A 13,244-nucleotide genomic window follows, 5' to 3' on the forward strand; every position below is an offset into this window, starting at 1 on the left:
GAGCGGGCGTCTCGACCCGGAGAGAGTCGGTCAGGTTCGGAGAGGCAGTGGCCGACCACCACCGGTTGGCAGTGGCCGACCACCACCGGTCAGGTTCGGAGAGGCAGTGGCCGGCCGACCACCGAGTGGTAGTACGCGATCTTGTTCCGGATCGCCACCTGCCTCTCACGCAGGTTGTCGACCTGCCCCTGTACCCGCCGGTCGTGGGCTTCGAGCAGCGCGATCCGCTCGCGGACCGTGTGGTCGCCCGCCCTGGTCATCTCGGCGAAACGGAGCATCTCCGCGATCGGCATGCCGGTGTCGCGCAGGCAGCGGATCATGCCGAGCCAGCCGACGTCCTTCTCGGTGAACCTGCGCTGTCCGGCCGCGTTGCGGTCGATCGACTCAAGCAGCCCGATCCGCTCGTAGTAGCGGAGCGTGTCGAGGCTGAAGCCGGTCTCCTCTACCACCTGTCCCGGTGTGTACACACTCACTCGGGCAGCATGCCACCTGGAGCCCACTCCAGGTCAAGTGAAGGACCATCGGGATCCGGCCCCCGGGATCATTCCTGCGGCAGGTGCGCCGACAGGTAGCGGCGGACCAGGTGCTTACACTCGGCGATCAGCTCGGGGTCCCCGTCCGGCAGGGAGCGGAAGGCGAGCTTGAGCACCGCGTCGGCCGCCTCGACCGCGACGAAGAGCGCCCGGTCCAGCTCCGGGCCTATCGGGGCGCCGAGCAGCTCCACGGTGATCGCACGGAGCCGGTCGGCCACGATGACGTTGTTCTCCAGCACGGCGTCGAGCATCCGGTCGGTCCCCTTGACCACCGGCCCGCCGGGCGCGGCGAGCACCTCTCCGAAGTCGACGACGGCGAACCCCGGCGTGGCCCGTTTCATCGCGACGAACTCGTCGATCGCGAGGTCGACCATCTCGGTCCAGTTGGAGAGCCGTACCTCCGCGAGCCTGGCCGTGACCCTGCCGAGGAACGCCTCCAGGTTGCGCAGCGCCAGCGCGCGCACCAGCCCCTGCTTGTCGGGGAAGAACTGGTAGAAGGTGCCGATCGGCACCTCCGCGCGGCGCGCGACCTCCTTGGTGGTCAGTGCCTCGTAGCCGACCTCGTCCAGCAGTCGCGCGCACTCGTCCAGCATGCGCTCAACCCGTTCCAGGCTGCGGCGCTGGGCAGGGCGGCGGCGAAGCGTTCCCCCGGAGACGTTCGTCATCTCCCCATCATCCCCCACAAGCAGGCGCGACGGTTAACATGAGCCAGACTCATGCACTTGGAGGCCGGAATGTTCCTGTGGGGTACGGCGACCGCGTCCTACCAGATCGAGGGCGCCATCGCCGAGGACGGGCGCGGCGTCTCGATCTGGGACACCTTCACCCACGAGCCCGGCCGCGTCCGCGGCGGCGACACCGGCGACGTGGCCTGCGACCACTATCACCGCTGGGGCGAGGACATCGAGCTGCTGTCCGGTCTCGGGGTGAACTCCTACCGCTTCTCCATCGCCTGGCCGCGCGTCCAGCCAGACGGCAGGGGCGCGATCAACCAGGCGGGCCTGGACTTCTACGACCGGCTGACCGACGCGCTCCACGAGAGGGACATCGTCCCGGCGGCCACGCTGTTCCACTGGGACCTGCCCCAGCCCCTGGAGGACGAGGGCGGCTGGCTGAACCGCGACACCGCCTACCGCTTCGCCGAGTACGCCGCGGCGGTGGCCGACCGGCTCGCCGACCGGATCCCGATGTGGATCACTCTGAACGAGCCCTTCGTCCACCTGGTCTTCGGCTACGCGCTGGGCACCCACGCCCCCGGCAGGACCCTGGCCCTGGACGCGCTCCCCGCCGCCCACCACCAGCTGCTCGGGCACGGCCTGGCCGCGGGGGAGCTGCGGGCGCTCGGTGCGGAGAAGGTCCTGATCACCAACAACTGCACCCCGGTCTGGCCCGCCTCCGCGGACCCCGCCGACCTGGCCGCCGCCGACGCCTACGACATCCTGCACAACCGCCTGTTCAACGACCCGTTGCTGCTGGGCACCTACCCCGACCTGTCGGCGTACGGGGTGAGCCTGGACTGTGTCCGCGACGGTGACCTGGACCTGATCGGCGCGCCCCTCGACGGCATCGGTATCAATTACTACAACCCCACCCGGATCGCCGCGCCCACCGGCGAGGGCCTCCCCTTCTCCGACGCGGGTGTCACCGGCTACCCCACCACCGCCTTCGGCTGGCCCGTCGCCCCCGACGGTCTGCGCGAGCTGCTGGTCGGCCTCCGGGCCCGGTACGGCGACGCCCTCCCGCCGGTCTACGTCACCGAGAACGGCTGCTCCCAGCCCGACGAGCCTGGCCCTGACGGGACGGTCGACGACCAGGCCAGGATCGACTTCCTCGACGGCCACATCGGGGCCGTCGAGCGGGCGCGGGCGGAGGGGGTGGACGTGCGCGGCTACTACGTCTGGTCCCTGCTGGACAACTTCGAGTGGGCCGAGGGCTACAGCCAGCGCTTCGGACTCGTCCACGTCGACTTCCCCACGGGCAGGCGCACCCCGAAGGCCTCCTACGAGTGGCTACGCCGGCGGATCTCACAGGGCTGGGACATCCGACACCCGCCCGTGCCGTGGCCGCGGACCTCACCGCCACGGCGCGGGCGAGCGGACGCACTCAGCGGTTGAAGGTGTCCGGGTCGGGCCCGGCGCGGGTGCCGGCGTCCGGCTTGGCGATCTCGGCGATGTCCTCGTCCGTGAGGGCGAAGTCGAAGACGTCGAGGTTCTCCCTGATCCGCGACGGCGTCACCGACTTGGGGATGACGACGTTGCCCAGGTCGAGGTGCCAGCGCAGGACGATCTGGGCCGGGGTCTTGCCGTACTTCCCGGCGATGGCGACGATCATATGGTCGGCTACGTGATCCGTCCTCGCGGCAGCCGGGCTCTGGCCCGCTAGGGACGCGTCACCTCTTCTCCGTTCCGCACGCGTCCCCAATGCGCGCCCAGGGCCTTTCCGAGACCTTTTTCACCTCGGACCCGAAAGGGCGACGGCTGTGGCGCACTCCTTCGCGCACGGAAACCATTCACACACCCAGAGAAAGGTAAGGAACAGCGGCGGTCGCGGTGACCGCGACCTGGCCAGACGTACCCTCTCGCAGAACTTCCTCGTCGATCCGCACGCCGTCGGGCAGATGGCCGCCGCGGCCGGATCGCACGGGCTGCTCCTGGAGCCTGGCGCGGGCGAGGGTGCGCTCACCCTCGCCCTCGCCGAAAGCTGCGCAAGGGTCGTGGCCTACGAGATCGACCCGCGACACGCGGGCAAAACGGAGGCGGGAGTGGACCGCGACACTGTGGTGGCGTTCGTCCACCCCGACCGGTGGCTGACGCTCTTCGAGCTGCTCCGCTGACACACCCGCACACCGCCCGGACCCGGGCGGTGTGCGGTCTCCCTCCCGGTCAGGCCGAGTCGGCCTCGCGCGGAGCGTACCTGCCGGGCGTGCATCCGTACTCCTTCGCGAAGGCCGCGATGAAGGCCGAGGGGGTCGCGTATCCGACACGGCGGGCGACCTCGGCCACCGGCTGGGTCTCCAGCAGCACCCGCGAGGCGCGCAGGCGCAGCTTGGTGCGCCACTGCGAGTAGGACATGCCGAACTCGCGCACGAAGTCCCGCTGCAGCGTCTTGACGCTGACGTGCAGCCGTTCGGCCCACTCGTCGAGGCGGACGGGATCGCCGGGGTCGTGCGACAGCGTGCGGGCGACGGTCATCGCGAAACCGGTGCCGGTGGCGTGGTGGCCGACGAACTCACGGGTCGACGCACCGAGTCCGGCCATGATGCGCTCGCGGGCGACGAGCGCCTCCCGCTCGTCGTACCCCGGTCGGGCGATCGCCTGAACGAGCCGCGCCGCCTCGTCGTCGATGGACACCGCGCCGGCCCGCAGCCCGCCGAGCGCCTCGGGCACCTGGCGCAGGCAGACCCGGTACACGGTCTGCCGGCCCGCCGCCCGCACCTCGTGGCTCACCGCGCGGTGGGCCCAGAACGCCTCCCGCGCGCCCACGAACTGTGCGTCGGCACCGTGCCGGGTCGAGAGCACGCCGTCGGGCGACCAGTAGAGCTGGTGCAGGAAGTCCTGCCTGCTCTGGCCGAATTCGAGCACGGCCGCCGAACGGTACTTGAGCACGAGGACGCCGGTGAGCGTGCCCAGGCCGTAGCCGTACTCCTCGCACCAGAGCGGATCGGTCCCGAAGTGGCCGGCACCGGTCGCAGAGTGACTTCCCATCGACATTGGATGGCCTCCCGCCGACAACGGCGAGATCACCATCCCCGCCGACCCCAAGCGCGTCGTCGCGACCGGGTACGCGGTGCCTGCACTCATCGAGGCCGACGCCCCTCTGGTCGGCATCTCCGGCTGGAGACGCGGCCTGGCGATGATGACCGAGGAGGACCTCGCGACGTACAACGGCCTCGAAAAGGTCGCCGGAGAGACGGCAGCCGAGACCAACTACGAGGCCGTCGCCAAGGCCAAGCCCGACCTGATCGTCATCGGCGTCCCGAAGCCGGCCCTCGCCGATCTCGACATGAAGCGGCTGGAGTCCATCGCCCCGGTCGTCGTCATCGGCCCGACCGTCCCCTCCGCGTGGCGCGAGCTGTCGCGACGCCAGTCCGACGCCGCGGGTCGCCTCGGCGACTTCGAGACCGCCAAGGCGGCGTACGAGAAGAGGACCGCCGAGCTCACCGAGAAGTACCGGAGCGCTCTCGACGGTGTGAAGTTCGGCCACGTCGGCGCCTACGGCGACATCGCCAAGGGAACGTTCCACCGCGAGTTCGCCGGGTCGTGGGGCACCAACATCGCCTCCGACATCGGCGTGACCTACTACGGCGAGGTCAAGGAGAAGGGCGGCGGCGCGCTCGACGTCAGCGAGTACCCCTCGATCGAGGAACTGCCGGAGAGCCTCGCCGAGGCCGACGCCGTCACGTACACGCTGGAGAGTGACGGCTCGGTGAGCGAGCCGGTGCGGTACGTCCTCGACTCCAAGCTGTGGAAGAACCTGCCCGCGGTCAAGGCCGGCAAGGTCTTCCCGCTGCGCTACACCGAGGCGGCGACATACGGCTCGGCCGTCAAGACGCTGGACTCCATCGACGAGGCGCTCGCGCCGCTGCTCGGCCGATGAGCGCCGACCGCCTCGACCCGAGGGGGCGCGTCGCCGCCCACCACCGGACCGGGACCGGCACCGCGCGTATCGGCTACCCGATCGGGGTCCGCACCGTCTCGGTGCTCGCGCGTGAGTACGTGACCCCGCGCCTGCTCCGGCTGACCGTCGGCGGCCCCGGGCTCGAAGGATTCCACACCTACCAGGCGGACGACCACATCAAGATCGTCTTCCCCGATCCGGACGGCACCCACCGCGCCCCGGTCGCCAACGACCACCTGGAGCTCGACTGGCCGAAGCCGATGCCCACCACGCGCAAGTACACGGTGCGGCGGTACGACGCCGAGGCCGCCGAGCTCGACCTGGACTTCGTGCTCCACGAGGGCGGGATCGCGTCGGCGTGGGCGGTCGCCGCCGAGGTGGGCGACGAGCTCACGATCGCCGGTCCGCCGGGGGCCAAGGCGTTCCCGCACAACTACGGCCACTACGTCTTCGCGGTCGACGCCACCGCGCTGCCCGCGGTCGCGCGCTGGCTGGAGGAGTCCCCGGCGGACGTCTCGGCCCAGGTCGTGATCGAGACCGACGACGCCGCCGAGCACGCCTACCCGCTCGCGGCGCGCGAAGGGGTGCAGGTCGTCCGGCTGGTCCGCGAGGGCACCCGCTCCTCGCTCGCGGAGACGGTGCGCTCCCTGCCCCTGCCCGAGGAGCGGACCTTCCTGTTCGCGGCCGGGGAGGCGTGCGACATCAAGCCGCTGCGCTCATGGGGCGCGGGACGGCTCGACTCGCTGTTCACCGGATACTGGAAGCGCGGAGTTGCCGGGCTTGAGGACTGATCTACCGGCGCGGGCCGCGATCCTCCTCGCGGCCCTCGCACTGCTCGTTGTGGTGGCGGTGGCCGGCGTGAGTGTCGGAACGCGCGCGATCGCACCGGCCGAGATCTGGCGTGCCTTCGCCGACTACGCCGGCAGTGACGATCATCTGATCATCCGCGATGTCCGGGTGCCGCGCACGATCCTCGGCATCCTCGTCGGTGCCGCCCTCGGCGCCTCGGGCGCGCTGATCCAGACGCTGACCCGCAACCCGCTGGCCGAACCCGGCATCCTCGGGGTGACCGCCGGCGCCGGCTTCGCCATCAACCTGGGCGGCGCGCTCGGCCTCGCGGGGTCGCAGTCCGCGCAGCTGATGCTCGCGTTCGCCGGCTCCGTGCTCGCGGTGCTGCTGGTCTACTCCGTCGGCCGGACCTCCCCACTCCGGCTCGTCCTGGCCGGCGTCGCCCTCAGCTCGGTGCTCGCGGGCCTCTCGCTCGGCATGCGCCTGATGCTGCCCGACGTCTTCGACCGGTTCCGCTTCTGGTCCGTCGGGGCGCTGGCCGGCCGCGAGCAGATGTCGCACACCATCCCGCTGCTGGCGATCGGCATCGCCCTACTGTCCACCTGGTCGGCCGAGGACGAGCGGGCGGTGCGGGAGGCCATGGCCGCGGCTGGCGTCACGGAACTGGCCGAGCGAGGCGTCGAGGAGCTGTCCGGAGGCCAGCGCCAGCGCGTCTGGGTCGCGATGGTGCTGGCCCAGGAGACGCCCTACCTGCTGCTCGACGAGCCCACCACGTTCCTCGACATCACCCACCAGTACCAGCTGCTCAAGCTGTTCGCGCGGCTGCGCGACGAGGGGCGCACGGTCATCGCGGTACTGCACGACATCAACCAGGCCTGCCGGTTCGCCGACCACCTCGTGGCCATGAAGGCCGGCCGCGTCGTCGCGGAGGGAGCTCCCGCCGACATCGTCGACGCCGCGCTCATCGAGGAGGTCTTCGACCTGCCCTGCGTCGTCGTCCCCGACCCGGTGACCGGCACCCCCATGGTGGTGCCGACCGCCTGACCTTCACCCGCCAGGCGGCCCGAACACGGAAACCCCGCGTCACCATGCCCCTACCAGGTGGTTTCCAATAGGACACCGACGCCATCCCCCGATCGAGTCCAGGGCGCTTCACTTACACCGCTTCAACCCCCAATCGGCATCCGTTCTCAAATGATCGTCTTTGCCACATCAGGCGAGCACCCCACACGACCTTAAAAGCCTGACATTGAGATCCATAGCCAGTTCGAGATCGTCCACCGGCATCCCCAAGACCTGCTCGCAGACCCCAATCTCTTGATCGTTTTCTGTCGGCGTCCATCCCTGTCCAGGGGTGCTGTCAGCGCTTCCGTCAGCAGGATCGAGCGTGGTGCCAGGGGTTCAAGCATCGCCCCGCTTCATCGCACGCGTGCTCGGCGCTGCCGCCCGCCATGAAAGAAAGCACAGGGCCGAACGTCGAAGCGGGCAAGGTCTGCCCGTTACCATCTCAGCTAAGTTTCACTTCTCCGTCGAATGCCTAAAAAGCTCAACAACAAGGACGAATGCCCCATGAGACGATGGTCCGCCCTGGCTGTCGCCGTACTGATCGCGTCCGTGCCGACTGCCATGAGTCCCGCCGCCGCACAGGCAGGCGCCCCTGATCCGGCGCGCACACTCAAAAAGCAGTTCCGAAACGAGCATGGCGTTCGGATTTCCGAGACCAGCCGCTACTTCTTCGGTAAGAAGTCGAAGGTCTCCGGGAGCGGGACCCGGATCAGCGGTAGTCTCCAGCTCGCCCCATCGGGCCCGGTGGCTGCAGATTTCACCTGGTGGGATCTTTCCCAGCCGAGGGGCAAGGGGCTCCCGTCCAAGAAGTCGGCCCCCTACCGGGTGATCCGCGTCGGCAAAGACGTGTACGACGACGCCGACCGGTATCCCGGACCGGTCCCGGATGGCAAGAAGTGGATCCGGTTCCCGAACAACCACAGGGGAGGCATGAGCCGGGACATGGCCTGGGACGCCAGCCTGCAGCCGATCAACGTGTACGACCTGTCCATGCTGAAGGCCGTGCTGAAGCGCTCGGCGAGCAAGCCCGTCTCCGGTGGTTTCCTCTACCGGGGCACCATGAGTTACAAGGAGCTGAGCAGGGTTTCCAGGAGCGCCCTCATCAGCTGGACCTCGGGGCAGCCCATCGGCAAGAAGAGCAAGGGGAAGGTCTCCTGGCAACTCTGGGCCGACCGTGACGGTCTGCTCAAGCGCCTGACCACCACCGACACCGTGGGAGAGGGAAAAGAGCCGCTGGTCAAGCGGAGCGACACGCGCTACACCGACTGGGGATGCCGGCTCGTCGTCACCGCCCCGCCCGCCGACGAGGTCATCGACGAAGATGATCTGTTGGAGTACATCCGCATGCAGAACATCCCCATTCCGACAGACTCCAAGAACACCTAGGGCACCCTGGCGATCACGAGAACGGCCCGCCGGTCATGGAAGATCTCCAAGTTCCGTCAAGGCTGCGGCCGACCTCCTCGGGCACGCGGACCTACCCGCACCTGACGCCCTCCGGCGAGGACCGGATGAGGCGGGTCATCGAAGACGTGTGGGCGGCGGGGCAATGTGCCCTGAGAGAGGCTTACAACGAGATCACCGCAGGTCGGAAGCCCGGCAGCGCAGAACATCGAGATCTGATCCGTCATACCTGAGGCGACGTCCGCCCAAGGCTCGCGCTGCTCCTCGGGTACGTCGTCCCACGCCTCAAGCCGGATACCCCCGCGGTCGTCGTCCGCAGAGACACGGCAGCAGTTCGTAACGCTCCAAACCAGCCGCCGTCCAGGAAGTCGCCGGGATCGTAGGCGAACGTCACATCGACGACGAAGAACGTGCGGTCGTAGCGTTCAGCTCGCAGTCGCTGCAAGAGACCAGGGGCACCGCGATCCAGGATCGCCCAGCGTTCGACGGTGTTGGGGTGCAGGCCGAGCAGCTTGCCGATCACTATGGTCGGGTGGACTGTCACGGTCGTCGGCGCGTTTGCTCCTGTGAAGCCAGGTCCTGCTTCGGCATTTCCGGGCGTTCGATGCGGGTGGGGTTGCCGCGTACGAGCTCATCGTGAACGCGCCAGCGGGCGGTGGTGACGGCGCGCCCCGCGGTCTCGTCGCCGTCCTCGATGCGCTGTCGCAGCAGCCGCATGGCGATGCGGCGGTTGAGGCTGAACTGCCGCTCGGTGTCGACCACGACGACGACCCCCGAGGGCCGGCGGGTCGCCCGTACCGCCGGTTGAGCGATCCCCAACGCACGGCGTCGTCGGTTTCGGCGCTCCCACGGAACAAGGACGGAACGGAGCAGGAGGCTGTCTCATGGCGATCCCCAAGAAGGGCTCACGGCTCATCACGGTGGATGGCATCGTCTACCGCTGGTGGGTCCGTCGTAAGCCCACGTCTGCCAGGGGAACAGCTGGGGCCCGCTGACCTTTGCGGTGGAGCTGTCCGATACGCCGGGTCGCGTTCTCCTGGTGTCGCTTCCCTGCTCTCGGCCAGACGCATGGCTCGGGGAGCGGATGATGGCCATACGGCCGGTGCTCGTGATGGCGACCATACGTAGGGCCCTTGATCGCGGCTGGAATCCATGGCAGGCGGGCAACGCCTTCGACCTCAGCCTCACCGATAACGACCTGACCGACTTGATGGCTGGCCAGCCACCTGCCTACGAGGTTCCCTCTTCTAGGTGACGTCCCCTCGGTAGGATCATCCGCCTCCTTCCACGCACCCTGCCAACCGCAGACACTGCAGGTCACACGAAGTGGACGAAGCTCTGGGCACCAGAACATCACCCGCCTCGGAAGCATGCGAAATACCAGGTTGGAGCCGGTGCATGAGTTTTGGCACGGCACACCCAAACACCACAAAGGAGATATTAGATCTCAGATCTGATGAGTGATGATAGTGACATGGCCTGCCGGGCCTGCTAGATTGCATATCAGATCTTAAACACTTGGTGCTGGGCTTCGGTGCCGAACATCGGGAGCCCCGTGCTGCCGCCTGGGTGGCCCCATTCGACCGACCGCAGTCAGCGAGGGAAGGATGAAGAATGACCACTGAGGTAAGCGACGACGCGGCCTCTCGTGCGGTCGATGCCATCAACTACGAACGGCTGACGACGCTCGTTCAGGAGGTCTGCCGGATCCCGAGCATCCTCGGTGACGAGGGCCCGCTTGCGAAGTTCCTGTTCGATGTGATGAAGGACTCCGGCTTCGAGAAGACCGCGCTGCAGGACGTCCTTCCGGACCGGCCGAACACGGTCGGGGAGGTCACCTTCGGTGCGGGGCCGCGGGTGGTGATGACCGGTCACATGGACACCAAGCCGGTCTCGCAGGGCTGGACCAAGACCGAGCCGTTCTCGGGCGACATCATCGACAAGGCCATCTACGGCCACGGCATCATGGATATGAAGGCGGCGCTGGTCTGCCAGATCGTCGCCATGGAGGCGCTGCGCGACTCCGGCATCCCGCTGCGCGGCTCGGTCGCGATGGCGGCCGTCTCCGATCACATGGGTGACCAGCTCGGGTCGATCGCCTACTTCAACGAGTACCCGGCCGACCTGTGCGTGCTCGGAGAGCTGTCGGGCAACGAGATCTTCCTCGGCCACCGGGGCCGCTACTATTTCGACATCACGGTGCGCGGCAAGTCCGCCCATACCTGCCACAAGCCGCTCGCGGTCAACGCCAACACACTCGCCGCGCATGCCCTGCTCGAGTTCGACCAGTCCCGCCTCACGCCACAGCTCGAGGACTGGGTGACCGACCTGTTCGGTGCGGAGACCTACATGGCTCCCGGCCGGGTCTACGGTGGACTACCGCCGGGTGGCCCGTCGATGATCCCCGACGAGTGCGTCATCCGCGTCGACTGCCGGCCGCAGCCCGGCGTCACCGTGGAGCAGGTGCGGGAGGAGATCGACCGTTGCCTGCGCGCGGCCAAGGTCCGCGACCCGAGGTTCGAGGCCGACGTCACGTTGGCCGACGTCAAGTCCGGCTACCTCGCCCAGCCCGGTGACCGCGTCGTCCAGCTCATGCGCGACTCGGTGCGTTCGGTGCGCGGCAGCGAACCGCCGTTGCAGGCGGCCGGGTGGCTCGGCGACACCGCGAGCTTCGGCCAGAAGGTTCCGACGATCATCTTCGGCCCCGGAGGCGAACCCGTCTACTGCCCCGATGAGCACCTGTCGATCGACGACATCGTCGAGGCCACCCAGGTCTACGCCACCTTCGCGGCCCTCGCGCTCGGGGACCAGGAGACCCGATGAGCGACCCGGTGACCGTCCGCCCGCGAGTCGTCCTGGCCAAGCCGGGCCTAGACGGGCATGACCGCGGCGTCAAGGTCGTCGGGATGGCACTGCGCGACGCCGGAGCCGAGGTCGTGTACCTCGGCCTCCAGCAGTCGGCGAGCCAAATCGTGGGGGCCGCGTTGGCCGAGGATGTGGACATCATCGGGCTGTCGGTTCTCTCCGGCGTGCACATCGCCGTGGCCGAGCAACTGATCGAAGCCTGCCGCGAGGCGAACCTGGACGACATCGCCATCGTCATCGGCGGGACGATTCCGCCCGCCGATGTCGACAGGCTCAAGACCCTCGGTGTCCGTGACGTCTTCCCGGTGGGCACGCCGCTGCCGGACGTGGTGGCCAGGATTTTCGACATTGCGCAACGAGGGCGGAGTGCGTCATGAACGATGACCCCAACGAGGTCACCACCGATTCAGGGATTCCCCTGGAGCCGATCTACTTCGCGGACATGGTCGAGGACGGGCTGGAAGACAGGCTCGGCCTACCGGGGAAGCCTCCGTTCACGCGGGGGCCCTACCCGACGATGTATCGCGAGCGGCTGTGGACCATGCGCCAGTACGCCGGGTACGGCTCGGCGGAAGACACCAACGCCCGCTACCGCTACCTGCTCTCGCAAGGACAGACGGCTCTGTCGGTGGCGTTCGACCTGCCTACGCAACTCGGATACGACTCGACCGCGCCGGACGTGGCCTCGGAGGTCGGCCGGGTGGGCGTGGCCATCGACACGGTCGAGGACATGGAGGCCGTGTTCGACGGCCTGCCGATCGGCGAACTGTCGGTGAACTTCACGATCAACGCGACCGCCCCGATCATCCTGGCGTTCTACCTGGTCGCGGCCGAGCGGCAGGGCGTGAACCTGCGTGATGTCGCCGGAACGCTGCAGAACGACATCCTCAAGGAGTTCCTGGCCCGCAAGACGTTCATCTTCCCGCCGGAAGCGTCGATCAGGTTCGTCGCCGACGTGGTGGAGTACGCCTCGGCGGAGCTGCCGCGGTTCAACGGCATCTCGATCACCGGGTACCACGCCAGGGAAGCGGGATGCAACGCGATCCAGGAGGTCGGGCTGACCATGGCCTCGGCGATCGCCTACACTGAGGCGTTCCTCGCCCGGGGACTCGACTTCGACTTCTTCGCGCCGAGGTTGTCCTTTCACTTCTCCAGCCAGCTCGACCTGTTCGAGGAGGCGGCGAAGGTCCGCGCGGCGCGTCGCATGTGGCACAGGCTGGCCACTGAGCGGTTCGGCGCGAAGCAGGAGAACTCGGCGCGGCTGCGGTTCTTCTCCGGATGTTCCGGAGCGACCCTGACCGCGCAGCAGCCGCTGAACAATGTGGTCCGGTCCACTCTGCAGTGCCTCGCGGCAGTGCTCGGCGGGGCACAGTCGATCCACGTCATGGGGTACGACGAGGCGCTGGAGATCCCGACCGAGGAATCGGTACGGCTGGCGCTGCGTACCCAGCAGATCATCGCGCACGAGTCCGGGGTCGCGAGGGTGATCGACCCGCTCGCCGGTTCGTACTTCGTGGAGAGCCTCACTGACGAAATCGAGAAGCGCGCGTGGGCGCTGGTCGACGAGGTGGACGCCGGCGGAGGGCTGGTCGAGTTGCTCGCCCAGGGCATCCCGCAACGATGGGTGGCCGAGTCCGCGTACGCCTACGAGCGGCAGATCGTCAGCGGTGAACGCATCAAGGTCGGGGTGAACAAGTACACCGACGACTCCGACATCGCCCCACCCCTGTTCGAGATCGACGAGACCGCGGGTGACCGTCAGCGGCGCAAGTTGCGGGACCGGCTCGCGGCCCGTGACGAGGCGGCGGTGCGGAACTCGCTGGAGGACCTCGACGAGGCACTCGGCAACGGCGCCAACACCATGCCGTACATCATGCAGTGCGGTCGGGCCGGCGCGACTCTCGGGGAGATCGCGGACACCATGCGGGCGAGGTTCGGCGTCTACCGCGAGCCGCAGCTATGGTGAGGCGG

At 68.4% G+C, this 13,244-nt stretch carries 15 protein-coding genes; 9 read left to right on the forward strand and 6 right to left on the reverse strand.

The genetic code is table 11. The features are described 5' to 3' along the window. Window positions 1-89: 89 nt before the first annotated feature. Both OG884_RS08580 and OG884_RS08585 read right to left on the reverse strand, forming a co-directional pair. Window positions 90-473, reverse strand: a complete 384-nt coding sequence (locus OG884_RS08580; protein WP_326643868.1) for a MerR family transcriptional regulator — start codon at window positions 471-473, stop codon at window positions 90-92. Window positions 474-541: 68 nt separating this feature from the next. Further along, a complete protein-coding gene (locus OG884_RS08585; RefSeq protein ID WP_326643870.1) occupies window positions 542-1,198 on the reverse strand; it encodes a TetR/AcrR family transcriptional regulator in 657 nt (218 codons plus the stop codon). Between the two features lie 69 nt (window positions 1,199-1,267). Between OG884_RS08585 and OG884_RS08590 the strand changes: the two genes are divergently transcribed. Continuing rightward, complete coding sequence (locus OG884_RS08590; RefSeq protein WP_326646880.1) at window positions 1,268-2,647, forward strand: GH1 family beta-glucosidase; 1,380 nt, start codon at window positions 1,268-1,270, stop codon at window positions 2,645-2,647. Here OG884_RS08590 and OG884_RS08595 read toward each other — a convergent pair. Next, window positions 2,637-2,864, reverse strand: a complete 228-nt coding sequence (locus OG884_RS08595; protein WP_442811652.1) for an aldo/keto reductase — start codon at window positions 2,862-2,864, stop codon at window positions 2,637-2,639. The two genes, OG884_RS08590 and OG884_RS08595, sit on opposite strands and share 11 nt — an antisense overlap. 148 nt (window positions 2,865-3,012) lie before the next feature. On the opposite strand from OG884_RS08595, the gene OG884_RS08600 reads away from it, so the two are divergent. Beyond that, window positions 3,013-3,366, forward strand: a complete 354-nt coding sequence (locus tag OG884_RS08600) for an rRNA adenine N-6-methyltransferase family protein (protein ID WP_326643872.1) — start codon at window positions 3,013-3,015, stop codon at window positions 3,364-3,366. A 49-nt stretch (window positions 3,367-3,415) separates the two neighbouring features. On the opposite strand, the gene OG884_RS08605 is transcribed toward OG884_RS08600, so the two are convergent. Beyond that, the gene (locus OG884_RS08605; protein ID WP_326643873.1) at window positions 3,416-4,237 is read right to left on the reverse strand and encodes a helix-turn-helix transcriptional regulator; all 822 of its coding nucleotides are present in this window, start codon (window positions 4,235-4,237) and stop codon (window positions 3,416-3,418) included. Between the two features lie 82 nt (window positions 4,238-4,319). Here OG884_RS08605 and OG884_RS08610 point away from each other — a divergent pair, with 82 nt between their 5' ends. The 4 genes from OG884_RS08610 (at window position 4,320) to OG884_RS08625 (ending at window position 8,390) form a co-directional block, all read left to right on the forward strand. Then, window positions 4,320-5,129, forward strand: coding sequence for an ABC transporter substrate-binding protein (locus OG884_RS08610; RefSeq protein ID WP_326643874.1), 810 nt, complete (start codon window positions 4,320-4,322; stop codon window positions 5,127-5,129). After that, window positions 5,126-5,941 carry a siderophore-interacting protein gene (locus OG884_RS08615; protein ID WP_326643876.1) on the forward strand — a complete coding sequence of 272 codons (816 nt, stop codon included), beginning with the start codon at window positions 5,126-5,128 and terminating at the stop codon, window positions 5,939-5,941. Before OG884_RS08610 ends, OG884_RS08615 begins: the two co-directional genes overlap by 4 nt. Next, window positions 5,922-6,983 (forward strand): iron chelate uptake ABC transporter family permease subunit, encoded by a 1,062-nt coding sequence (locus OG884_RS08620; RefSeq protein ID WP_442811654.1) that lies wholly within the window; start codon window positions 5,922-5,924, stop codon window positions 6,981-6,983. The genes OG884_RS08615 and OG884_RS08620 overlap by 20 nt, the downstream gene beginning before the upstream one ends. Window positions 6,984-7,508: 525 nt before the next feature. Continuing rightward, the gene (locus OG884_RS08625) at window positions 7,509-8,390 is read left to right on the forward strand and encodes a hypothetical protein (protein ID WP_326643880.1); all 882 of its coding nucleotides are present in this window, start codon (window positions 7,509-7,511) and stop codon (window positions 8,388-8,390) included. Between the two features lie 241 nt (window positions 8,391-8,631). Here OG884_RS08625 and OG884_RS08630 read toward each other — a convergent pair whose 3' ends face one another. Together OG884_RS08630 and OG884_RS08635 are read right to left on the reverse strand one after the other, a co-directional pair. Continuing rightward, a complete protein-coding gene (locus OG884_RS08630) occupies window positions 8,632-8,931 on the reverse strand; it encodes a hypothetical protein (protein ID WP_326643882.1) in 300 nt (99 codons plus the stop codon). A 17-nt stretch (window positions 8,932-8,948) separates the two neighbouring features. Next, a complete protein-coding gene (locus OG884_RS08635; protein WP_326643884.1) occupies window positions 8,949-9,170 on the reverse strand; it encodes a hypothetical protein in 222 nt (73 codons plus the stop codon). 852 nt (window positions 9,171-10,022) lie between these two features. Here OG884_RS08635 and OG884_RS08640 point away from each other — a divergent pair. Genes OG884_RS08640 through OG884_RS08650 form a run of 3 tightly spaced genes read left to right on the forward strand, consistent with a single transcriptional unit; the run spans window position 10,023 to window position 13,239 of the window. Further along, window positions 10,023-11,231: a M20 family metallopeptidase gene (locus OG884_RS08640; RefSeq protein ID WP_326643886.1), complete on the forward strand. Its 1,209-nt coding sequence runs from the start codon at window positions 10,023-10,025 to the stop codon at window positions 11,229-11,231. Further along, entirely contained in the window at window positions 11,228-11,650 is a 423-nt protein-coding gene (locus OG884_RS08645) for a cobalamin B12-binding domain-containing protein (protein WP_326643888.1), read from the forward strand. The genes OG884_RS08640 and OG884_RS08645 overlap by 4 nt, the downstream gene beginning before the upstream one ends. Then, on the forward strand, window positions 11,647-13,239 hold the full coding sequence (locus tag OG884_RS08650) for an acyl-CoA mutase large subunit family protein (protein WP_326643890.1): 1,593 nt from the start codon (window positions 11,647-11,649) through the stop codon (window positions 13,237-13,239). Before OG884_RS08645 ends, OG884_RS08650 begins: the two co-directional genes overlap by 4 nt. The last annotated feature ends 5 nt before the right edge of the window (window positions 13,240-13,244 follow it).

The organism is Streptosporangium sp. NBC_01755 (assembly GCF_035917995.1).
In the GTDB taxonomy this organism is placed as follows: Bacteria; Actinomycetota; Actinomycetes; order Streptosporangiales; family Streptosporangiaceae; genus Streptosporangium.